The sequence below is a fragment of the Acidovorax sp. SRB_24 genome (assembly GCF_012931925.1).
The window spans coordinates 1-22,453 of the sequence record NZ_MWOM01000011.1 but is presented as its reverse complement, the minus strand read 5'-3'; the positions used below and the strand labels follow the sequence as shown (position 1 = coordinate 22,453).

Genomic DNA, 22,453 nt, shown 5'->3' with positions numbered 1-22,453 from the left:
GGCAGCGCCACCCACTGCCCGGCGACCGCATGGATCGCAATGCGCTGGTCGAACACGCGCTCGAGCGCGCGGTGCGTGGCCGCATCGCCCGCCGCGCCATGGTGCTGCACGCGCCCGCCGGCCAGCACCACCACGTCGTCGGCGTGCAGCGCCATCGACAGCTCGTGCAGCACGCTGACCACCGTCGTGCCCTGCGCCGCGAGCGCGCGCGCCAGCAGCAGCCAGTCGGCCTGGTGCGGCGGGTCGAGGTTGGCCAGCGGTTCGTCCATCAGCAGCACCTGCGCCTGCACCGCAAGGGCGCGGGCCAGCAGCACGCGCTGGCGCTCGCCGCCCGAGAGCTGGCCGAGCGCGCGCGCGCGCCAGTCCCAGGCCTGCGTCGCGCGCAGCGCCTGCTCGACCGCGGCGTGGTCGGCGCGGCCCGGCGGCGCCATCCAGCCCTGGTGCGGCAGGCGCCCGAGCATGGCGACGTCGTACACCGTGAGGTCGTCGGCCGCGCTTTCGTTCTGGCCCAGCCACGACAAGGCGCGCGCGCGCTCGCGCCGGCTCCAGGCGTGCAGCGGGCGGCCGAGCAACTGCACCGGGCCGCTGCTCGGCAGCAGGCCGGCCAGTGCCTTGAGCAGGGTCGATTTGCCGGCGCCGTTGGGGCCGACGATGCTGGTCCAGCGGCCTGCGCGCAGCTGCAAGTCCACGCTGTGCAATACCGGCTTGCTTCCGAGGCTGACGCTTACCTGGCTTGCACTGAAAGCCATCATTTCAGGAGTATTCCGAGCGCTCACAGCAGCCCCCCGGGCGCCGTGCGCCGGTGCATGAGCCACAGCAGGTAGCCGCCGCCGAGCACCGCCGTGAGCACGCCCACGGGCAGCTCTTGCGGCGCGACCAGGCCGCGCGCCAGCAGGTCGGCCGCGCACAGCAGCACGCCGCCCATCAGGCTCGACAACGCCATCAGCCGCCCATGCGGCACCGACACCGCCGCGCGCACCAGGTGCGGCGCGGCCAGACCGACGAAGGCCACCAGCCCGGTCTGCGCCACGGCCGTGCCGGTGGCCAGCGCGATCACCGCCACCAGCGCGGCGCGCAGCGGCGCCAGCGGCAGGCCCAGGCTGAGCGCCGTGGCTTCGCCGAGCGCCAGGCCGTCGAGCGCGCGCGCCAGCGCCCATGCCGCCATCTGGCACAGCGCCCACACCGCGGCCATCAGCGCGCAGGCGCTCCAGCCGACAAAGCCGGTCGAGCCGAGCAGGAAGGCCTGCATGGCCTGCAGCGAATCGGGCGACAGCAGAAGGATCAGCGAGGTGAATGCACCGAGCACCACGCCCACGATCACGCCGGCCAGCAACAGGCGCAGCGTGTGCTGCACGCCGCGCGCCAGCGCCAGCGTGAGCAACACCGCCAGCACCGCGCCCACAAAAGCCGCACCCGTCAGGCCCAGGCGCACCAGCCAGTGGCTCGAGAACACCGACACCGGCGCACCGCCCGCCAGGCCGGCCACGCCGCCCACCAGGGCCAGCGCGAGCGCGACGCCCAGCGAAGCGCCCGAGGCGCTGCCGAGCAGGTACGGATCGGCCAGCGGGTTGCGGAACAGCCCCTGCGCCACGGCGCCGGCCAGGCCCAGCAGCGCGCCGGCCATCCAGGCGCCGAGCGTGCGCGGCAGGCGGATCTCCCAGACGATCTGCTGCGCCATGGCGCGCACGGACGGCTCGGCGTCGCGCCCCCACAGCGCGGGCCAGAGGTTTTCGAGGCCCGTGCTGCCCACGCCCGTGCCCAGCAGTACCAGCAGCAGCGAAACCAGCAGCAGGCCCAGGGCCAGCCAGCCGCCGCGCCCGGCGCCCCCATGGGCCGCGCGCTTCATGGCCGCACCGCCCCGGGCGGCGCCTTGCGCGCCAGGCACTGCGCCATGAGGCGCGCGGCCTCGGCCATGCGCGGGCCGGGGCGGATCAGCACGTCGCTCTGCGCGGCGTCGAACACGCAGATGCGCTGCTCGCGCACGGCGCGGATGCCCTGCCAGCCCGGGCGATCGGCCATGCCTCCGGCGCTGCGCGCGCCGACCATGATGAGGTCGGGGTTGGCGCGCACCACGAATTCGGGGTTGAGCTTGGGAAAGGGCCCGAGCTGCGCGGGCAGGATGTTCTGCGCACCCAGACGCGCCAGCGTCTCGCCGATGAACGAGGTGGTGCCGGCGCCATATGGGGTGGGGCTGACCTCGTAGTACACGCGCGTGCTGCGCACGGTGGACGGCAGCGATTGCGCCGCGGCGGCCACGCCGGCATCGATCGCGCGCCAGACCTGCTGCGCATCGGGCACGGCGAGCAACTGCCCCAGCTTGCCGAGCACGCGCTGCACGTCGGCGTGGGTCTTGGGCTCGAGCGCGACCACCGTGAGGCCCAGCGATTCGAGCCGCGCAATGGCGCGCGACGAGGTGGCAGCCAGCACCACGTCCGGGCGCAGCGCGACGATGGCCTCGATGCTCGGGTCGATGCCGCCGCCCACCTTGGGCAGGGCCTCGACGCTGTCCGGCCAGTTCGAATAGCGGTCGACCCCCACCAAGCGCTGGCACTGGCCGAGCGCGCACACGGTTTCGGTCAGCGAGGGCAGCAGGCTGACGATGCGCTGCGGCGGCTGCGCCAGGTGCACGGCGCGGCCCCGGTCGTCGGTGAGCTGCACCGGCTGTGCGTTCGCCAGCGTCGCCATGGCCAACAGCAGCACCAGCAGGACGGCCACCACCGCGACGATGCGCAGCACAGGGGTCGGTTTCATCAGAGGGATTCCTTCAAGCTCAGTGGCAGGCCCGCCGCCATCAGTGTGACGCGGCTGCAGGCGTGCGCCACCTGCTGGTTCAGTGTGCCCAGCGCATCGACAAAGGCGCGCACCTCGCGCCCGAGCGGAATGACGCCCAGGCCGATCTCGTTGCCCACCAGCACCACGGGCCCGGGGGCCTGCTCCAATGCTTCCAAAAACAGAGCTGCCTGCGCTTTCCAGCCGTGCGTTTGCGCCTGTTTTGGCTCCAAATCGGGGGCCGGCATGGTCCAGTTGGTCAGCCACAGCGTCAGGCAGTCGATGAGCACCAGCGTGCCCGGCGCGCTGTGCCGGCACAGCGCGGCGGCCAGGTCGAGCGGCTCTTCGAGCGTGTGCAGGCCGGGCACGCGCGCGGCGCGGTCGCTCTGGTGGCGCGCGATGCGCGCGCGCATCTCGCCGTCCCAGGGCTGGGCCGTGGCCAGCAGCAGCGCGCGGCGATCGGGCGCCTGCGCCAGCCAGTGCGCGGCCAGCAGCTCGGCGCGGCGCGACTTGCCGCTTTTCTGGCCGCCCAGGATGAGTTCGCTGCGGGCCATCGACAGGGTCATGGGGCCTCCGCCACCACCGGCCCGCCCAGCAGCGCCGCCACGGCAGCGGGGCTGGAGGGGAACCAGGCGTGGAAGTAACTGGCATGGATGCTGCCATGCCGGTACAGCGCCTCGCCCGCGCCGGGCGCGCTGGCCTCGCCAGGCCGCGCCGTGCGGGCCACTTCAGGCGCGCCACTGGCCAGCGTCGAATAATGGAACGTGTGGCCGCGCAGCACCTGGCCGCCCCAGTCGAGCTGCTGCGGCCCGAGCCCGGCCAGGCGCCGCTGGAGGGTCGCCGCGCCGGGCAGCAGTCCCCACAGCGGCTGGCAGGCGCCGTCGGCCTGCGTGATGGATTCGCACAGCGCCATCATGCCGCCGCATTCGGCCCACACCGGCTTGCCGGCAGCCACATGGGCCTGCAGGCTGGCGCGCAGCGGGGCGTTGGCCGCGAGCTGCTGCGCATGCAGTTCGGGGTAGCCGCCAGGCAGCCACAGCGCGTCGCAGGGCGGCAGCGCGGCATCCATCAGCGGCGAGAAAAACACCACCTGCGCGCCCATGCGCCGCAAGCAGTCGATGTTGGCGTCGTAGATGAAGCAGAACGCCGCATCGCGCGCCACGGCCACGGTGCGGCCCTGCAGCAGCGGGGCTTCGGGCGCATCGGCGGCTGGGTCAGGCGCCGCAAAATCCACCGACCAGCGCGCCTGCCAGTCTGCCAGCGCCATCTGCCCGAGCGGCGTGGCGGCCAGCGCGTCGGCGGCGGCGTCCAGGCGCGCCATGCCGTCGGGCAGCTCTTGCGCGCTGACCAGGCCCAGGTGGCGCTCGGGCAACAAGCCCGCAGCCTTGCCGGCCTGGGGGCCAGCGGCGCCGTCCACCGACACGTGCACCAGCGCGCCCAGCCAGTGTGCGCTCTCGCGCAGGCCGTCCTCCAGCATCTGCGCGTGGCGGCTGCTGGCCACGCGGTTGGCCAGCACGCCGGCCCAGCGCAGGCCGGGCCGGTAATGCTGCAGGCCGAACGCCAGCGCACCGAAGGTGCCGGCCATGGCCGAGGCGTCGACCACGGCGAGCACCGGCAGGCCCAGGCGCTCGGCCAGGTCGGCGGCGCTGGGTGCACCGTCGAACAGGCCCATCACGCCCTCGACCAGGATCAGGTCGCACTCCTGGGCGGCGGCGTGCAGGCGCGCACGCGCGTCGGCCTCGCCGGTCATCCACAGGTCGAGCTGGTGCACCGGCGCGCCGCTGGCGAGCTGGTGCCAGTGCGGGTCGAGAAAATCTGGTCCGTACTTGAACACGCGCACGCGCCGGCCTTGCCGCGTGTGCATCCGCGCCAGCGCCGCCGTGACGGTGGTCTTGCCCTGGCCCGAGGCCGGGGCCGTGACCAGCACGGCCGGGCAGCGCGCGGATGGCAGGCTCACAGCTGCGGCGCCCACTTCAGGCCGACGAAAAGCGTGCGGCCCGGGGTCACATAGGTGCGGGCCAGTTCGTAGACCTTGTCGGACAGGTTGTCGACCCGCGCCAGCAGCGTGAATTCGCGCGCCACGCGCTTGCTGGCGTAAAGGCTGACGAGGCCATAGCCGCCGAGCACGTTGGTGTTGGCGGCGTTGTCGAAGCGCTGGCCCGATGCCTGGACTTCGGCACCCAGCGTCCAGCCCGCCACCAGGGTGTCGGCGCCGAAGGTGGCGTGGTGCTTGGCGCGGCGCGCCACCAGCTTGCCGGTGTCGAGGTCGCGCGGGCGCTGCCAGTCGATCGAGCCGCGCAATTGCACGCCCGCGAGCTTGTAGGCGCCCGCGAGCGTCACGCCCTTGTATTCCGCGCGCGCCGTATTCTCGTAGCAGCCGAAGCTGCTGGCACACGGGCCGGGGGCACCGAAGCTGATCAGGTTCTGCACGCGGTTGCGGTAGGCCACCACCGAGAAGCTGTTGCTGCCCTGGGCCCAGCGCAGACCCAGTTCGGCATTGCGGCTGCTCTCGGGCACCAGTGTGGCCACGCCGTACTCGCTGAAGCGCTGGTACAGCGTGGGCGCACGGAAGGCCGTGCCCGCCGAGGCCGTCGCGCGCCACGCCGGCGTGAGGGCGTAGCCGTAGGCCACGCTGCCTGTGCCCTTGCCGCCAAACTCGCTGTCGGAATCGTGGCGCACATTCAACTGCAGCGTGTGGCCGCCCGCGTTGAAGCCATATCCCAGCGCCAGCGCGTCCTGCGAGCGCCCCTGGTCGATGGGCGCGTTGACCAGGTGGTCCTCGCGGCGCTCCAGCGCGGCGGTGAAAAGGTGCGCGCCCACGCGGTATTCGTTCTGCCACAGGTAGCCACGCAACCGGGTCTCGGTCAGGTAGGGCGAGGGCGTGGTTTCATAGCGGCTCATCGAATCCGTAACGGACAGACGCGAATTGAAGGCCTCGGTCCACTGCGCCGACCAGGTCAGGCCCGCCGTGCGCATGCGGTTGTGGTTGCGGTCGTCCACCGGGGAGGGCGACACGTCGAAGCCCGACTCCAGCCGGTTGGCCACCAGCGTGGCGTCGAGCCGGTGGCGCGCATTGACCTTGAACCCCAGCCGCGCATGGCCCGCCGTAGAGGAATAGCCGTCTCTGTCGGGGTTGTGGCCGGCATTGTTGCGGATGTCGTAGCCATCGCTTTGCTCGCGCGTGATGCCCAGCGCATAGTCGAACGCGCCGCCCTCGCCCGCGGAACCGCTCACGCCCGCCTCGATCCTGCGCAGGTTGTCGGTGCCTAAGCCGATGCCCACGTAGGGGGCTGCCGGGCCTTCGCCCTTGCGCGTGAACAGCTGGATCACGCCGCCGATGGCGTCCGAGCCATACACGGCGGCGGCCGGGCCGCGCAGCACCTCGATACGGTCGATTTGCGACAGCGGGATCTGCTCCCACACCGCGCCTCCCGTGGACTGCGAGTCCACGCGCACGCCGTCGATGTAGACCGCGGTGAAGCGCCCCTCGGCGCCTCGCAGGAACACGTTCGACGCGTTGCCCACGCCCCCGCTGCGCGAGATCTCCACGCCGGGCAGGCGTGCGAGCACGTCGACCAAGCCGGTGGCGCCGCTGTTGTCGATCGTTTCGCGGTCCACGATGGACACATCGGCCACCAGGTCGGACAGTGGCTGCGCTGTGCGCGTGGCGGTCACCACGGTCTCGCGCAGCGCGGGCACATAGGTGTTTTGTGCCAACTGCACGGGCGCGGGCTGCTGCGCCAAAACAGGCAGCGCAGCCGCCACGGCCAGGGCCAGAACAGCGGGACGCAGGCAGGCAGGTGCGGCACGGCGCGCACGGATGGAAGAAATCGTCATGGGATGCAGGTCAACAAAAAAACCCGTGCCGGCTTCCCCGCCGGCATGTGGGCGATACGGCTGCGGCGCCCAGGAAGGCGCGCGCAACCACGGTGTTGGCCGGTATCCGGGCTGGCGGAGCACCCTCCACAGCCTTCCCAGGCGCTTGTTCAAGGCGCCCAGTGGCATGTGTGTGGAGAGAGAATCGGGGTGGATTCGTCCGCTGACCGTTGCGGGGGCAGCGCAGGCTCGGCTGCACCGCGACCGGTACCTCCTTCCTGCTTCCCGTTGAACTGCAGCGTGTGAACCACGCCGCGAGCACCAACGCCGGCGATTTTACGGCGCTTTGCGCGGCCCACCCTACAATTGGCTGCAGCATGGACTCCACGCCCCCCACCCACCCCATTGAACAGATTGCACAGCGCGTCGAGCGGCTGCTGCAACAGCACGCGGAACTGCAGCGCAGCAACGAACTGCTGTCTGCCCAGGTTGCCGCCCTCAGCCAGGAACGCGATTCGCTGAAGTCGCGCCTGAAGGCCGCCCGCGCCCGCGTGGACGCCTTGATCGAACGCCTGCCGCCCACGCCAAAGGATGCCGAATGAAGCAAATCGAGGTGCAGATCATGCAGCAAAGCTACCTGCTGGGCTGCCCCGAGGGGCGCGAGGCGCGCCTGCTCGAAGCGGTGGAGCGCGTGGACACCGCGATGACCCGCATCCGCGACGCCGGCAAGGTGCGCGCGCGTGAGCGCATCGCGGTGCTGGCCGCGCTGAACATGGCGTTCGAGCTGGCCGACCACGAAGCGCAGAGCCTGACCTCTGCGGCGGCCACGGCTACGCCCCCCGCTGCTGCCTCCAACCCGGACGGATGCGACATGCAGCAACTGCGGTCGTTGGTGCAGCGCCTGGACCAGGCGCTGGGCGAGCAGGGCAAGCTGCTCTAGCCCTGCCATGCGGCGCGCAAGCGCCTACAATGGAGGTGTCTGCGGTGCTGCCGGGCTTTATATTTCCTTGAACCAATGCTCATTGAGCACGGGCTTGGTACATCGCCCGGTGAGCGTGATCATCTCGCGTCAGATGAACCCAACGCCTGGCTGCCCTCGCCCACCTGAACCCCCGGTTCAGGATGCCGGTCCGGTGGCATTCGCAGACACCTTTTTCTCTACAGCGCGCCCCCAGGGCGCGCTGTTTTTTTGAAGCGTACCTCTCCATGCTCAGCACTCTCCTGATCGTCCAGCTCGCCGCCCTGGGTCTGACCACCGGATTCTTGGCCGGTCTGCTCGGCATCGGCGGCGGCATGCTGTTGGTGCCCTTCCTGACCTACCTGCTGGGCCTGCAGCAGGTGGCGCCCGGTCTGGCGGTCAAGATGGCCATTGCCACGTCCATGGCCACCATCATGTTCACCTCGATTTCCAGCGTGCGCGCCCACCACCGGCGCGGCGCGGTGCGCTGGGATCTGGTGTGGCGCCTCGCTCCGGGCATCGTCGCGGGCGGCATGCTGGCGAGCCTGGGGGTTTTTGCGCTGCTCAAAGGCTCGTTTCTGGCCCTGTTTTTCGGCCTGTTTGTCAGCTTCTCTGCATTCCAGATGTTTGTGGACCGCAAACCCGCCCCCACGCGGCAGATGCCCGGGGCCGGTGGCCAGGTGGCCGCGGGCGGCGTGATCGGCTTTCTGTCGGGGCTGGTGGGCGCGGGGGGCGGCTTTGTCAGCGTGCCGTTCATGGCCTGGTGCAATGTGCCCATCCACCACGCGGTGGCCACCAGCGCGGCACTGGGTTTTCCGATCGCGCTGTCGAACGTGGTGGGCTACGTGGTCGCGGGGCAGTCTGTGCCAGGGCTGCCGCCGGCGTCGTTCGGCTATGTCTGGCTGCCCGCGCTGGGGGTGATTGCATCGTGCAGCGTGTTGACAGCACCTTTGGGCGCACGGGCTGCGCACCGGCTGCCGGTCAAGCAGCTCAAGCGCGTTTTTGCGAGTTTGCTGCTGGGACTCGCCGCTTACATGCTCTGGAAAGGCCTCATGGCAGGCTGAGGGGCAACCCAGCCACCGCGTGGCCCTGCGGCAGCCCCTTCTTGAAGGCCGCAGCCTTGAGCAAATGCCCGAAATCGGCGGCAGTGACCGCGGGGGAGTACAAGAACCCCTGGTAGTGGTCGCACTGCAGTTGCTGCAGCACGGCTCTCTGCGCTTCGGTTTCCACGCCCTCGGCCACCACCTGCATGCGCAAGGCGCGCCCCATGTGGGCAATGGCGGTGACGATGGCCAGGTCGCCTTCGTCGTTCGGCAGACCGCGCACAAAGGACTGGTCCACCTTGAGCTTGCGGATGGGCAGCTTCTTGAGGTAGGCCAGACTCGAATACCCTGTGCCGAAATCGTCGATGGCCAGGGCCACGCCCAGCGCCGCAACGGCAGCCAGGCGCTGCGCCGCCTCTTGCGCGTCCTGCAGCAGGATCGACTCGGTCAGTTCCAGCTCCAGCAAGGATGGCGGCAGCGCATACAGGGCCAAGAGATGGGTCAGGCGCTCGACAAAGTCAGGCTGGCGGAACTCCAGCGCCGACACGTTGACCGACACCGGAAGCGGCGTGCCCGCATGCATCCAGCGCGCCGACTGCTGCACGGCCTGCGCCAGCACCCAGGCCCCCAGCGTGACGATGTAGCCCGACTCCTCGGCCAGCGGCACAAAGACGCCCGGCGAGATGGGCCCCAGCTCGGGATCGGTCCAGCGCAGCAGGGCCTCGGCGCCCACGATGCGGCCCGACTCCATGTGGATCTGTGGCTGGTAATGCACGGCCATGCACTGCCGGTCGAGCGCCTGGCGCATCGCATGCTCAAGCTTCATGCGCGAGAGCAGATTGGCATTCATCTGCGGCTGGTAGAAGCCGTAGTTTCCACGTCCACGCTCCTTGACGCGGTACATGGCACTGTCGGCATGCTTGATCAGGTCGTCGAGGCCATCGCCGTCTTGCGGGTACATCGCGACCCCCATGCTGCACTGGATCGAAAACCCCATGCCATCCAGCGTGAAAGGCCGGCGCATCTCATCGAGCATGCGCCGCGCGACCATCTCGGCCACGTCGGCATTGCCACCATGCAGGTAGACCAAAAACTCATCGCCACCGAGGCGGCACAGCATGTCCGCCTGGCGCAAGCAGGATTGCAGCCGGGCCGCGACCAGTTGCAAGACCCGGTCGCCAAACGCATGGCCCAGCGAGTCGTTGATGACCTTGAACCTGTCCAGGTCCAGAAACAGCACGGCAAAGCGTGCCGCTCCGGGCAGCGACGATCGCAGCACATCTTCCACGCGCCGCGACAGCAATAGCCGGTTGGGCAAGCCGGTCAGCACATCGCTGTAAGCGAGCTCATCGATGCGTTTTTGCGCGGCATGCTGCTCGGTGAGGTCGCGCATGAAGCCAATGCTTTGCTTCAGGCTCCCGCCTTCGCCGCGCAGCGGCACCCACGACAGGTGCACGGCGCAGCCCGCACCGCTGGCACGCGCAACCACCAGATCGCCACGCCAGACGCCGTCACCCTGCCACTGTGCCAGTGCCTGGGACAGCAGGCGTTCACCGTTCTCGCGGCCAAAGAGTGCAGCGACAGCGCTCCCCTGCAGCTGCTGCGCCCCACTCCCGAGCAGGCGCTCGCACGCCGGGTTGAGGCGCAGCAGACGGTGCATGTCGTCGGCGATGAAAATCGCATCGGGGCTGCAGTCGAACACCGTGGACGCCAGCCGCAGTCCCGCCTGCGCCTCGACCTCGTCCGTGATGTCCCGGAATGAATAGACCCGGCCCATGACGGTGCCGCGGTGCATTTGCGGCACACTGCGCCGCTCCAGCACCTGGCCGCTGCGCAGCAAGAGGATGTCGCTGCTGTGCTCTTGCGGCGCATGGGCGATGGCGCTCAAACGTTCCAGATAGACACTTGGGTCGAGCACGCCCTCGGCCATGAAAGCGTGCACGGCCGCATCGTTGCGCTGCACGAGCAGGCTCTGCGGCATGCCCCAGATGCAGGCCAGCCGCTGATTGAAGGCGCGCACACCGCCGGCCAGGTCGCACACCAGCATGCCGTCGGCAGCAGAGTCCAGGGTGGCCCGCAGCTGTGACAGCAAGCTCTCCAGCTCGCGCTCCGTGGCTTGCTGGGCACTGCAGTCGCGCATGGTCATGAGCAATGCCGCGCCAGGTTCAAGCATGGCGAACGCACCCACCTTGCGCTCCACGGACACCAGGGCTCCATCGGCGCGCAGCAGGCTGGAGAAAGAATGGATGCCCTGCGCCAGGACATGCGACGGTTCGGCCCAGAAACACTGGTCCTCAGGCGTTGCCGCCAGGCGCATGACCGAGATGCCTTTCAAATCGCCGCGCGGCATGCCCACCAGGCGCGCGGCGCTCAGGTTGGCAAAAAGAAGCGTGCGGGATGGCTCGTCCACCACCCAGACGGCCTCCTGCAAGCCGTCGAAAGCCGACTGCCACAGGGCATCGCGTGCCGTGGCACTCACAGATCCGCTCCGTGCGAACCCGTGTCCACGGCTCTGTCAAAGAAGTAGCAAATGCGCTCCCGCGGCGACAGATAGTCGAGCGCCGCACGTGGCAGTTGCGCGGGCTTGAGACTGCGTCGGATGCCCAGCTCGGGAACGCTTTCCAGATCGAGTACCGGCGCCTGGCCCTGGGGCACGCGCGGATCGTGCACCATCACCTTGGGACGCAGCGGGCGCGAGGAATTGACGGAAAGCACGATGGCAAACTGGTCGTTGACCAGTTGCACGATGGAGCCTGGTGGATACACCCCCATCATGCGGATGAAAGCCCCCAACGTGACTGCTTCGAATTGGCCCTTGAACTGCGCAAACAGCACCGACAGTGCTTCATGGGGCGTCAGCGCATCGGCCGCCCGCGCAGGGTTGCACAGGCCATCGTAGCGGTTCACCAGGGCCAGGATGCGCCCCGCCTTCCCCATGTCGTCGCCCAGCAGATGCAATGGGAAGCCGCTGCCATCGGCCATCTCGTGGTGCTGTGCGATGGCCGTCAGCACGGCGCTGGAGAAACCCATGCGCTGCGCCAAGGCCACCGACTTGCCCACATGCGACTGGTAAAGCGCCAGTTCGGCGGCAGACAGGATTTCGGGTGTCCAGACGCCCTTTTGGCGCAGGTGCATCTTGCCCAGGTCATGGAGCAGTGCCGCCAGCCCCAAATCCTGAAGCTCCTCAGCGGCCATGCCCTGCGCCTTGCCCAGCAGCAAACTGAGCACCATTACGTTGACCGGGTGCAATGCGCTGCGCTCACCCACCCCCTCAGAAAGGAGACGGATGACGGAATCGCCGCTGTGCAGCAGCGCATCAACACACTCTGATACCAATTCCCGACTGGTGTCGCGTGCATAGCTGATGTTGTCGGCAGCCGCAGCCACCAGCGCGCAGTAGCGCTGGGTCGCCACCATGAAACGCTGATCGCAGCGCGCGAGGCTTTGCCGGTACGCGCTCGGGCCGCTCGCCTGTGCCGAAGGGTCTACAGCGCCAGCGATGGGCGAGGACACCTGAGCTTCTGGCATTGCGTCGCCGCGTTCGAGGCCGGCGGAACCCGCTTTTTCTAAGACAGTCTCGTTCGGGAAAAGGTCGCCTTTTTCAGGAAAATACCGCACCTTCTCGAGCCCGAGGCTGCGAAGTGTATCGATCTGCGCTGAAGATGAAATCCGGAAACTGCTCACCGGAAAGGGATGGTGCATCCAGCCGATGTCAAGCTGGACAAACATGCCAACGCGCAGCTGAGCGGGATCGATAAGGAGGGAATTTTTCACTTCGGGGTGCCTGACGTCGAGGATTACACCCCACACGGTTTGGCCGCCATTATGGGTGTCATCTTGTAACGCTACCACAATGCGAGCATGCATTGTGCACGCCCTGCAGCCGCGCTAGCGGCACCACAGAGAAGGGCGATACACCAGGTCCATCCATAAAGCCCAGCTGGCCACGCCGCACAGCGCCATGCCCGCCAGCCGCGTGCCCCAGCTGGCGCGCGCGGCGTTAAGGCGCGCGCGCAGGCGCAGCCACAGCCAGGGGCCTGTCACCAGCCACACGCCGCTGCCGACGGCAAACAGCGCCATGGACAAAGCCCCCTGCAGGGCACCGCCACTGAGCGCGGCCACCAACAAAGCCGAATACAGCAAGCCACAAGGCATGAGCGCCCACGCGAACCCGGTCACGAACACCCCTCCGGGAGCGGCCACCACGGGGCGCACGCGCGCCCACACGGCGCGACCCGCGTCTTCCATCCACGCAGGCTGGCGCGCCTGCACCACCATCATCAGCCCCCAGGCCAGCATGGCGACGTGCAGCAGCGTCCAGACCGGGCGCAAGGCCATGGTCTGCTGCGTCATCCAGGCCAGGCTCTGCATCGCGATGGCCGCCACAGCCCCCGCGCTCGCATAGCCCGCCAAACGGCCACCATGGTAGGCCCACAGACGCCGGGCCTTCCCGCCCCTGCGCATCCACTGCAGCGGCTGCACGGTGCGCGGCTCGCTGGTCTGTGCCACATCCTCGCGGCCCATACCGGTCACCGCGCTGCAGGGGGCAGCACACATGGCAAGGCAGTGGGGCCCACCCACGAGCCCCATGACCAAGGCAGTCCAGGCGATAGAAGCAATCATGAACCCTAAATGATGCGCGAAAACCGCGCCCGGTTGCGGTCGGCCTGCAAGTACCTGTCAAACACGATGGCGATTCCGCGCACGAAGTACCAGCCCATGGGCGTCACCTCCACACCGTCGTCGCTCATGCGCACCAAACCCTGCCCGGCCATTTCCTGCAGCTGCTCCAGTTCAGCGGCAAAATACTGCCGGAAATCCAGCAGCCAGGCCTGCTCCATCGGCTCAAACAGGATTTCGCCCTGGCACATCAAGGCCATGATGGCAGCGCGCCGCACCAGATCGTCGCGCGAGAGCGCCAGGCCGCGCACGATCGGCAGCTTGCCCTGGTTGAGGCAGTCGTAATACTCATCGAGCGTCTTGGCGTTCTGGCTGTAAGTGGCGCCCACGCGGCCGATCGCGGAAACCCCCAAGGCGATCAGATCGCAGTCGGGCTGCGTGCTGTAGCCCTGGAAGTTGCGGTGCAGTCGCCCCTGGCGCTTGGCCACGGCCAGGGCATCTTCGGGCAACGCAAAATGGTCCATGCCCACATACACATAACCCGCCTGGCGGAAGGCTTCAAGCGAGCGCGACAGCATGGCCACCTTGGCCGACGCCATGGGCAGATCGGCCGAGATGATGCGGCGCTGCGGCTTGAAGCGCTCTGGCAGGTGCGCGTACGCGTACAGCGCAATGCGGTCGGGCCGCAGCTGCGCGACCTGCGCCAGCGTGCGGTCGAACGACTCCGGTGTCTGGCGCGGCAGGCCATAAATCAGGTCGACATTGACCGACTCGAAACCCAGGGCCCGGGCCTCCGCCACCAGCGCAAACACCTGCTCCGCAGGCTGGATGCGGTGCACGGCCTTCTGCACTTCCGCATCGAAGTCCTGCACACCGAAGCTCAGGCGGTTGAATCCCAACTCGGCCAGCAGCGCCAACCGGTCCGCGTCCACCGTGCGCGGATCGACCTCGATCGAATACTCGCCGCCCGGCGCAAACGTGAAGCTGCGCCGCAGCATGGCCATGAGTTCGCGCAGGCCCGCGTCGGACAAAAACGTGGGCGTGCCCCCGCCTAGGTGCAGCTGGCTGACCACCTGCCCCCCCCCGCAATGGGCCACATGCAAGTCGACCTCGCGGCTCAGGTAACGCAGGTAGACATCGGCACGCTCTGGGTGTTTGGTGATGATCTTGTTGCAGGCGCAGTAGTAGCACAGCGACTCGCAAAAGGGAATGTGCACATACAGCGAGAGCGGCAGCGCCTTGCCCGCAGCGCCGAGACGGCGTTGCTGCAAGGCAAGCACGTACTCATCTTCCCCAAACGCCTCGACAAAGCGGTCGGCCGTGGGATAAGAGGTGTAGCGCGGCCCGGGGACGTCAAACCGGGTGAGCAATTCGGGGGTAACAGCGGTCATGGAAAAAGCCTTCCTAGCGAACCAGCACACTGTGCAACACGGAAGCGCCCCTGTCCTTGACTTTGATCAAGGGTGTCTGCCGGGGTGGATGGTTCATAATTTGACCCATGTCAGACGCACCCTCCACCCGCACCGCCCTGGCGTCCCCAGCTTCGCCCTCCGACACTGCGCATGGGACGCACCACAGTGGCAGCATTCCCATCCAGGTGACGCCCCAAGCGCTCAAGGTGGTCTGCTCCAACTGCAACCTGCGCGAGCTGTGCATGCCCATGGGCTTGAACGATGCGCAGCTGCAGCGCATCGATGAAGTGGTGGCGACACGCCGCAAGGTCAAGCGCGGTGCCACGCTGTTTCGCAACGGCGAGGAGTTCACCTCGCTGTATGCAATCCGCACCGGGTTCTTCAAAACCTGCGTGGCCACCGAGGACGGGCGCGATCAGGTCACGGGCTTCCAGATGGCGGGCGAGATCATCGGCCTGGACGGCATCGTCAACGACCGGCACACCTGCGATGCCGTCGCCCTCGAAGACGCCGAGGTTTGCGTCATGCCTTTTGACCGCATTGAGGAGCTGTCGCGTGAAGTGACTGCGCTGCAAAGCCATGTACACAAGATCATGAGCCGCGAAATCGTGCGCGAGCACGGCGTGATGCTGCTGCTGGGCAGCATGCGCGCGGAAGAGCGCCTGGCCGCTTTCCTGCTCAACCTGGTGCAGCGCCTGCACACGCGCGGCTTCTCGCAGTCCGAGCTGGTGTTGCGCATGACGCGCGAGGAAATCGGCAGTTACCTGGGCCTCAAGCTCGAGACCGTGAGCCGCACCTTCTCCAAATTCGTCGAGGAAGGCACCATGGAAGTCAAGCAGCGCCATGTGCGCATCATCGACCCCGATGCGCTCAGGCGCCTTGTCAATCCGCAAAACTGCGGCTGATGAGCGCCTGCGCTGCGCTTATGCAAGACTGCAACAAGGCGACGCAAAAAAAGCCCCTGTCCGCTTGGAAAGGCGTTTTTTTCCCAGTAGCATCACCGGGCCAGTGGAGAAGCAGGTTTTCGCTGGTTCAATGACCACCCTAAAAAGGAAAACCCAACATGGCAACTGCAAAAAAAGCCCCGGCCCAGGCCGCCGCTGCTGACAAGGCCGCCGCTCCCGCCAAGAAGCGCACCCCCAACGCAGCCTTCATGAAGGCCCTGACGCCCAGCCCCGCCCTCGCCGCCGTGGTCGGCAATGCGCCGCTGCCGCGCACCGAAATCATCAGCAAGCTGTGGGTCTACATCAAGGCGCACAACCTGCAGGACGCCGCCAACAAGCGCATGATCAATGCCGACGCCAAGCTCAAGGAAGTCTTTGGCAAGCCCCAGGTGTCGATGTTCGAGATGGCCGGCCTGATCGGCAAGCACGTGAAGTAAGTCAGGCAGCTGCACTTTTTCTTCCAAGCCGGCTTAGGCCGGCTTTTTTTCGCCTGTGCTTCCGGTCCGCTGTGGTTTTTGCGACCAATGCGAATGAGAATGCATTTCATTTGATTTATCATGGCGTGCTTGTCGAAGCACAGCCAGTTTCCCAGCCACTGCCTCGCGTTCCCTGCTGACACCCTTGCGGTGTCGGTTGTATTTTCAAACCCGACGGAGGCCAGATTGGCACAACCACGCGCACAGCGCCGCAACCCCGCACTGCATTCCCCGCAGCCCCCCGCCCCCCTTTCCGCAGCGTCGCCTGCCGACAAGGCCATGCTGCCCCTGGGCGCACTGATGCTGGCCGCGTCCGTGGGCAGCTGGGCGCAAACCACCGAGACCGCCACGCCCACTCTCTCGACCGTCACCGTGCACGGCAGCGCCGAGATCCAAAGCAAGGACACGCTGCGCGCCAAGAAGACCACCGTGGGCAAGGGCAACCAGGACATCCGCGACATCCCCCAGTCCGTGACGGTGTTCACCGAAAAGCTGATGAACGACCGCAACCAGGACGACTTCCGCGACGTTCTGCGCACCACGGCGGGCGTCACGTTCCAGGCGGGCGAGACCGGCGAGGAAGACGTGCGCCTGCGCGGCTTCTCGCTGGGCCAGGCCGGTGACATCTACACCGATGGCATGAAGGACGCACCGCTGTACGAACGCGACACCTTCAACCTCGACCGCGTCGAGGTGCTCAAGGGTTCGGCCTCCATGCTGTTTGGCAAGGGCTCGACCGGCGGCGTGGTCAACCAAGTCAACAAGGCGCCGCTCCTGATCGACCAACACGAAGCCTCGTACACCCTGGGCACGGGCAAAGAGCACCGCCTCACGGGCGACTTCAACTGGAAGACCGGCGAGAACGCAGCGCTGCGCCTCAATGCCATGGTGCACAGCGCCGACAATTTCGGCGCCAAGCAGGACAAGCGCGGCATTGCGCCCACCTTCAGCTGGGGCATCGGCACGCGCGACGAGTTCTCGGTCGGTCTGTACTACCTGGATGTCCAGGGCCGCCCCAACTACAACCACCCGTGGATCAGCGACAACGGCAAGATCGTGCCCACCTTGCCGGCCAGGAACTACTACGGCCTGGCCAGCGACCACCTCAACACCTCGTCGCAGTACCTGACCCTGGGCCACATCCACCGCTTCGGCGACGGCGGCGAACTGCAGACGCGCCTGCGCCACGGCCAATACGAGCGCGACCTGCTGGCCAGCGCGATCCGCTTTGGCTCGCCCATCACGTCGCTCGACCAGATCAACGCCAGCACGCCGCTGACGCGCGCATCCAAGGGCCGCATCGGCGAAAGCACGATGACGCAGATCCAGAGCGACTACACGAATTCGTTCCACTGGGGCGGCAAGAAGCACGACATCCTGGCCGGCGTCGACTACTACCACGACGACGCCCACCGCAACTCCAGCTATGCCAACCCGGCCGGTAATTCATCGGCCACCAACGGTCTGGGCACTTTCGTCGGCACGCCCAACAACGGCGCGTCGGCGCCCGATGCGCGCGCGCCAGTGGCCTTCAACACCTTCAAGGCCCAGAACATCGGCCTGTACGTGCAGGACACGATGGCGCTGACCTCCACCGTCAAGCTGGTCGGCGGCCTGCGCTACGACCAGTTCAAGGCCTCGTACCGCAACGCCAGCGGCGCCTTGAGCGACGAAACCTCCGACGGCCTGTGGAGCCCGCGCGTGGGTGCGCTGTTCCAGCCCAACGAGCTGGACTCCTACTACCTGTCCTATGGCTCCTCGTTCAACACCTCGGCGGACACCTACCAGTTCGGCAACGTGAGTGCCAGCACCGGATCGCTGGCCGACACGCCACCTGAAAAAAGTCGCAACATCGAGATCGGCGGCAAATGGGAGCTGTTCGAGCGCCGTGCGCTGCTGGGGGTGGCCGCGTTCTACAGCGAAAAATTCAACGAGCGCAACACCGACCCCGACAACCCGGGCTACCTGCTGTCGGGCAAGCGCCACGCCGCTGGTACGGAGTTCAACTTGGCAGGCCGCATCACGCCGAAGTGGGACATCTTCCTGAACCACACCTGGATTCCCAACGCCAAGATCGACAGGAGCACCACGCCCCTGGCGGCCAACGGCGGCGGCGCGCAGGTGCAAGGCGACCGCCCGGGCCTGACCCCCAAGCACAGCGGCAGCATCTGGAGCACCTATGTCCTGACACCGCAATTGCGCGTGGGTGCCGGCCTGACCTACCGTGGCAAGCAAAACCCCGAGGGTGCGCGCAACCTGGCGGCGAGCGGCTTTGCCACGGCCGACGCCATGGTCGAGTACAGCTTCGACGACAAGACCACGCTCAAGCTCAACGTCAGCAACCTGACCAACAAGCTCTACGCCGACACGCTGTACCGCGGCTTCTACGCCCCGGGCACTGCGCGTTCGGTCCAGCTGACGCTCAAGACGCGCTTCTAAACCCTGCCCCCACCTGTTGCGGACCCACCATGTTCTTGCACCTCAAAAACATTCTCACCCCCGAAGAGGTCCAGACCGCCCGCGCCCTGCTGGGCGCCGATGCGCCCTGGGTCGATGGCCGCAGCAGCGCCGGAGGCCAGGCCCTGACGCAGAAACGCAACGAGCAACTGGCGCAAGACAGCGCGCCATCACACGAGCTGCGCGCGCTGGTGCTGGCGGCGCTGCAGCGCGACGCGCTGTTCTTTTCCGCCGCGCTGCCCAAGAAGATCTTCAACCCGCTGTTCAACCGCTACAGCGGCGAGAGCAATTTCTACGGCGCCCATGTCGATGGCGCCGTGCTGCGCTCCAAGGCGCCCGAGCAATGGGTGCGCAGCGACATTTCCTGCACCCTGTTCCTGGCCGGGACCGAGGAATACGAGGGCGGCGAACTGCGCATCCAGGAGGCGCACAGCGAGCGCCACGTCAAGCTGCCGGCCGGCGACATGGTGCTCTACCCCAGCTCGACCGTGCACCAGGTCGCGCCCGTCACGCGCGGCGCGCGCATCGCCAGCTTCTTCTGGATCGAGAGCATGGTGCGCTCGACCGAGCAGCGCCTGCTGCTGTGGAACATGGACATGGACTTGCTCAAGCTGCGCAGCCGCGTCGGCGACAGCGACCCCGCCGTGGTCGGCCTGACGGGCACGTACCACAACCTGCTGCGCATGTGGGCCGATGCCTGAGGCCAGCCCCGCACGGCGCGTGCTACCCAGGAAACCTAAAACGATAGCTACCAGCGCTTGCCCATATTGGGCTGGAGCCCATTTTGACCACAAAACCCGTCCCCTCCCTGCAGCGGCACGCCGTGCCCCCCGGCACCGCCAGCCTGGCCGACCATGAGCGGCTGGCGCGCCAGTGCCTCGACGACAACGCCTGGGCCTACTTCAGCGGCGGCGCGGCCGACGAGATCACGCTCGCCGCCAACCACAGCGCCTGGGACCGGATCACATTGCAGCCGCGCGTGCTGCGCGCGCTGGCCGGCGGCCACACGCGCACCACGCTGCTGGGCCGCACGCTGGCGCACCCGATCCTGCTGGCCCCCATCGCGTTCCAGCGCATGGCGCACCCCGATGGCGAACTGGCCAGCGCCTATGCCGCAGCTGCCCTGGGCGCGGGCCTGGTGCTCAGCACGCAGTCGAGCACCCCGGTCGAGGCAGTGGCGCAGGCCATGCAGGGCGATCCGGCCAGCGGCCCGCTGTGGTTCCAGCTGTACCTGCAGCACGACCGGGGCTTCACGCGCGAGCTGGTGCAGCGCGCCGAAGCCGCCGGCTGCGACGCCCTGGTGCTGACGGTGGATGCGCCCACCAGCGGCGCGCGCGACCGCGAACGGCGCGCGGGCTTTCGCTTGCCGGCCGGCATCTCGGCCGTGCACCTGGCCGGCCTGGCGCCCCCGCCAGCGCGCCTGCTGTCCCCGGGGCAAAGTCCCCTGTTCGATGGCCTGCTGCACCACGCCCCGACCTGGGCCGATGTGCAGTGGCTGCAATCGGTCACGCGCCTGCCGGTGCTGCTCAAGGGCGTGCTGCACCCCGACGATGCGCGCCAGGCCGCGGCGCTGGGCGTGGCCGGCCTGATCGTCTCCAACCACGGCGGCCGCACGCTCGACACCGCGCCCGCCACGGCCCATGCCCTGCCGCGCGTGGCGCAGGCCGTGCAGGGCGCGCTGCCGCTGCTGGTGGACGGCGGCATCCGCCGCGGCACCGACGTGCTTAAGGCGCTGGCGCTCGGCGCCAGCGCCGTGCTGCTCGGGCGCCCGGCCGTCTATGGCCTGGCGCACGCGGGCGCCGCCGGCGTCGCGCATGTGCTGCGGCTGCTGCGCGACGAGCTGGAAATCGCCATGGCATTGACCGGCTGCGCCACCCTGGAGCGGGTCACGCCGGCCCTGTTGGACCTGCCCGCCCTGCAAACTTTTACACCACGGTGTGCGCGGGGTGATTACTAATGCGACAGATTCTCATTTATAATTCATCCATTCTTTCAACCGCCAGCCATCTATTGCCTGCCCGCCATGATCGTCTGTGTCTGCCGCCGTGTTTCCGACCGCGAAATTGCCCGCCATGCCCGCGCAGGCATGGGTTTTGACGAAATTCAGTTCGAGCTGGGCGTGGCCACCCAGTGCGGCCAATGCGAGGGCTGCGCGCGCGATGTGGTGGCCCAGTGCCATGCCATGCACCCCGTGGCGGCGCTGCACAATGAGGCGGCTGCGCCGCCTTCGTGTGCCTGCGCGGTCTGAGTTGCGCCATGTTTCTCGTCGTCGTCCTTGCCGCCAGTGCGTTGCTGGTGGCGCTTGCAGCGTGGTGGATTTTGCTTCCATAATCTCAGTCAAATTGGCCTCTAGCCCAATGCCATAAAGCGCTGGCAGCTATCCTTTTTATGTCTCAATTTGACCGTTGCACCTCCACCGGAGGCCTGGGCCGCAATGCGGTGGTGGCCGGTGGGGTCGTGCTGGCCCATGCGGCAGCCCTGTGGGCGCTGCAGTCGGGCCTGGCGCGCCACAGTCCCGAAATCATCGTGCCTGCCGAGGTGATCGCCGAGTTCGTCGCGCCTCCCGTGCCCGAAGTGCGGCAGCCGCCCACGCCACCAGCCCTACCAGCCCCGCCCACACCGCGCCCGGCCGTCGCGAAGAAGCCTACCCCCCGGCCCGCACCGGCGCCACTGGCCGTGGCCGACCCCGCATCCCATGCACCACCGGTTTCGGCACCCGAGCCCACGCCCGATCCAGTTCCCGCCCCGGCGGCTCCAACGGCCCCGGTGGCGCCTGTCGCAGCGCCGGCGCCCGCACCCGCCGCGCCGCCGCGAATCGAGCTGCCGTCGAGCAATGCGGCCTACCTGAACAACCCGGCCCCGAGCTACCCTGCCATCAGCAAGCGCATGGGTGAGCAGGGCAAGGTGCTGCTGCGCGTCTTCATCGACGAACAGGGCCGGCCGCAGAAGGTCGAAGTCAAGCAATCGAGCGGCTACGACCGGCTCGACCGCCAAGCCCAGGACGCCGTGGTGCGCTGGCGCTTCGTGCCGGGCAAACGGGGCGGCGTGCCCGAAGCCATGTGGAACCTGGTGCCCATCAATTTTGTTCTCGAATAATTTTCAGGAGTTTTCATGGAATCGCAATTTGGCATCGCCAACGTCTGGACCCAGGGTGACTTCGTCACGCGCTTTGTCGCCGTGCTGCTGCTGGCGATGTCGCTGGCCTCGTGGATCGTCATCCTCGTCAAGGCGCTGGACATCATCCAATTCAAGAAGTACGCCCGCGCGGCGCAGAGCTTCTGGCACAGCGAAGACTTTGCGGCCGGCCTGGGCAAGCTCGGCGCCGACCCCGGCAACCCGTTTCGCCAGCTGGCGCTGGAAGGGCGCGAAGCCACGGCCCACCACCGCAACACCAAAGGCCAGCTGCACGACAGCCTGGACGTGAGCGACTGGGTCACGGGCTGCCTGCGCAACTGCATCGACGAATTCACCGCGCGCCTGCAGTCGGGCCTGGCGATTCTGGCGTCGGTCGGCTCCACGGCGCCGTTCATCGGACTGTTCGGCACGGTGTGGGGCATCTACCACGCGCTGCTGGCCATCGGCACCTCGGGCCAGTCGACCATCGACAAGGTGGCCGGCCCGATCGGCGAGGCGCTGATCATGACCGCCCTGGGCCTGGCCGTGGCCATCCCCGCCGTGCTCGGCTACAACGCGCTGGTGCGCGGCAACAAGTCGGTGCTGATCCGCATGAACAGCTTTGCGCACGACCTGCATGCCTACTTCGTCACCGGCGCGCGCGTTTCTTCCAGCGGCGAAGCCGCCAGGGTGCTGCCGCTCAAGAAAGGGGCCTGAGCATGGCCTTCGGAACCCAGGACGAAGCCGACGAGGTGATGAACGAGATCAACATGACGCCGCTGGTCGACGTGATGCTGGTGCTGCTCATCATCTTCATCATCACCGTGCCGGTCATGAAACACGC

The 22,453-nt window shown here is 67.8% G+C and carries 22 protein-coding genes and 1 riboswitch; of the genes, 12 read left to right on the top strand and 10 right to left on the bottom strand.

Annotated elements, in window-relative coordinates; all coding sequences use genetic code 11:
• From B2J89_RS05670 to B2J89_RS05645, 6 genes are all read right to left on the bottom strand, one after another.
• Window positions 1–752 (bottom strand): ABC transporter ATP-binding protein (locus tag B2J89_RS05670; RefSeq protein WP_169168315.1); only part of this gene is annotated, 752 nt, incomplete at its 3' end.
• A 20-nt stretch (window positions 753–772) separates the two neighbouring features.
• Complete coding sequence (locus B2J89_RS05665) at window positions 773–1,846, bottom strand: iron ABC transporter permease (RefSeq protein ID WP_169168256.1); 1,074 nt, start codon at window positions 1,844–1,846, stop codon at window positions 773–775.
• A complete protein-coding gene (locus tag B2J89_RS05660; RefSeq protein WP_169168255.1) occupies window positions 1,843–2,751 on the bottom strand; it encodes an ABC transporter substrate-binding protein in 909 nt (302 codons plus the stop codon). Before B2J89_RS05660 ends, B2J89_RS05665 begins: the two co-directional genes overlap by 4 nt.
• The gene (locus B2J89_RS05655; RefSeq protein ID WP_169168254.1) at window positions 2,751–3,335 is read right to left on the bottom strand and encodes a bifunctional adenosylcobinamide kinase/adenosylcobinamide-phosphate guanylyltransferase; all 585 of its coding nucleotides are present in this window, start codon (window positions 3,333–3,335) and stop codon (window positions 2,751–2,753) included. The genes B2J89_RS05660 and B2J89_RS05655 overlap by 1 nt, the downstream gene beginning before the upstream one ends.
• Window positions 3,332–4,726, bottom strand: coding sequence for a cobyrinate a,c-diamide synthase (locus B2J89_RS05650; RefSeq protein WP_371809040.1), 1,395 nt, complete (start codon window positions 4,724–4,726; stop codon window positions 3,332–3,334). The genes B2J89_RS05655 and B2J89_RS05650 overlap by 4 nt, the downstream gene beginning before the upstream one ends.
• Window positions 4,723–6,606, bottom strand: coding sequence for a TonB-dependent receptor domain-containing protein (locus B2J89_RS05645; RefSeq protein ID WP_169168252.1), 1,884 nt, complete (start codon window positions 6,604–6,606; stop codon window positions 4,723–4,725). The genes B2J89_RS05650 and B2J89_RS05645 overlap by 4 nt, the downstream gene beginning before the upstream one ends.
• 79 nt (window positions 6,607–6,685) lie before the next feature.
• A riboswitch (cobalamin riboswitch) is annotated at window positions 6,686–6,926 on the bottom strand.
• A gap of 36 nt (window positions 6,927–6,962) precedes the next feature.
• Between B2J89_RS05645 and B2J89_RS05640 the strand changes: the two genes are divergently transcribed.
• The 3 genes from B2J89_RS05640 (at window position 6,963) to B2J89_RS05630 (ending at window position 8,607) form a co-directional block, all read left to right on the top strand.
• A complete protein-coding gene (locus B2J89_RS05640; RefSeq protein WP_169168314.1) occupies window positions 6,963–7,187 on the top strand; it encodes a DUF904 domain-containing protein in 225 nt (74 codons plus the stop codon).
• Window positions 7,184–7,525: a cell division protein ZapA gene (locus B2J89_RS05635; protein ID WP_169168251.1), complete on the top strand. Its 342-nt coding sequence runs from the start codon at window positions 7,184–7,186 to the stop codon at window positions 7,523–7,525. Before B2J89_RS05640 ends, B2J89_RS05635 begins: the two co-directional genes overlap by 4 nt.
• Window positions 7,526–7,791: 266 nt before the next feature.
• Complete coding sequence (locus B2J89_RS05630) at window positions 7,792–8,607, top strand: sulfite exporter TauE/SafE family protein (RefSeq protein WP_169168250.1); 816 nt, start codon at window positions 7,792–7,794, stop codon at window positions 8,605–8,607.
• Here the strand turns inward: B2J89_RS05630 and B2J89_RS05625 are convergent.
• The 4 genes from B2J89_RS05625 to hemN form a co-directional block, all read right to left on the bottom strand.
• Entirely contained in the window at window positions 8,594–11,065 is a 2,472-nt protein-coding gene (locus B2J89_RS05625) for an EAL domain-containing protein (RefSeq protein WP_371809039.1), read from the bottom strand. The genes B2J89_RS05630 and B2J89_RS05625 overlap by 14 nt on opposite strands.
• Entirely contained in the window at window positions 11,062–12,360 is a 1,299-nt protein-coding gene (locus tag B2J89_RS05620) for an HD-GYP domain-containing protein (protein WP_371809038.1), read from the bottom strand. The genes B2J89_RS05625 and B2J89_RS05620 overlap by 4 nt, the downstream gene beginning before the upstream one ends.
• 114 nt (window positions 12,361–12,474) lie before the next feature.
• Window positions 12,475–13,209, bottom strand: coding sequence for a sulfite exporter TauE/SafE family protein (locus tag B2J89_RS05615; RefSeq protein ID WP_169168248.1), 735 nt, complete (start codon window positions 13,207–13,209; stop codon window positions 12,475–12,477).
• Between the two features lie 5 nt (window positions 13,210–13,214).
• Window positions 13,215–14,597 (bottom strand): oxygen-independent coproporphyrinogen III oxidase, encoded by a 1,383-nt coding sequence (gene hemN, locus B2J89_RS05610; protein WP_169168247.1) that lies wholly within the window; start codon window positions 14,595–14,597, stop codon window positions 13,215–13,217.
• A 107-nt stretch (window positions 14,598–14,704) separates the two neighbouring features.
• Between hemN and fnr the strand changes: the two genes are divergently transcribed.
• From fnr to B2J89_RS05565, 9 genes are all read left to right on the top strand, one after another.
• A complete protein-coding gene (fnr, locus tag B2J89_RS05605) occupies window positions 14,705–15,523 on the top strand; it encodes a fumarate/nitrate reduction transcriptional regulator Fnr (RefSeq protein WP_256368833.1) in 819 nt (272 codons plus the stop codon).
• A 158-nt stretch (window positions 15,524–15,681) separates the two neighbouring features.
• Entirely contained in the window at window positions 15,682–15,999 is a 318-nt protein-coding gene (locus B2J89_RS05600) for an SWIB/MDM2 domain-containing protein (protein WP_169168246.1), read from the top strand.
• 318 nt (window positions 16,000–16,317) lie between these two features.
• Window positions 16,318–18,477, top strand: coding sequence for a TonB-dependent receptor (locus tag B2J89_RS05595; protein ID WP_371809043.1), 2,160 nt, complete (start codon window positions 16,318–16,320; stop codon window positions 18,475–18,477).
• Between the two features lie 29 nt (window positions 18,478–18,506).
• Window positions 18,507–19,196, top strand: a complete 690-nt coding sequence (locus B2J89_RS05590) for a Fe2+-dependent dioxygenase (protein ID WP_169168244.1) — start codon at window positions 18,507–18,509, stop codon at window positions 19,194–19,196.
• 83 nt (window positions 19,197–19,279) lie between these two features.
• Window positions 19,280–20,452, top strand: coding sequence for an alpha-hydroxy acid oxidase (locus B2J89_RS05585; protein ID WP_169168243.1), 1,173 nt, complete (start codon window positions 19,280–19,282; stop codon window positions 20,450–20,452).
• A gap of 66 nt (window positions 20,453–20,518) precedes the next feature.
• A complete protein-coding gene (locus B2J89_RS05580) occupies window positions 20,519–20,743 on the top strand; it encodes a bacterioferritin-associated ferredoxin (protein WP_169168242.1) in 225 nt (74 codons plus the stop codon).
• Between the two features lie 140 nt (window positions 20,744–20,883).
• The gene (locus B2J89_RS05575) at window positions 20,884–21,591 is read left to right on the top strand and encodes an energy transducer TonB (RefSeq protein ID WP_169168241.1); all 708 of its coding nucleotides are present in this window, start codon (window positions 20,884–20,886) and stop codon (window positions 21,589–21,591) included.
• 15 nt (window positions 21,592–21,606) lie between these two features.
• Window positions 21,607–22,326: a MotA/TolQ/ExbB proton channel family protein gene (locus tag B2J89_RS05570; protein ID WP_169168240.1), complete on the top strand. Its 720-nt coding sequence runs from the start codon at window positions 21,607–21,609 to the stop codon at window positions 22,324–22,326.
• 2 nt (window positions 22,327–22,328) lie between these two features.
• Window positions 22,329–22,453 (top strand): biopolymer transporter ExbD (locus B2J89_RS05565; protein ID WP_205763726.1); only part of this gene is annotated, 125 nt, incomplete at its 3' end.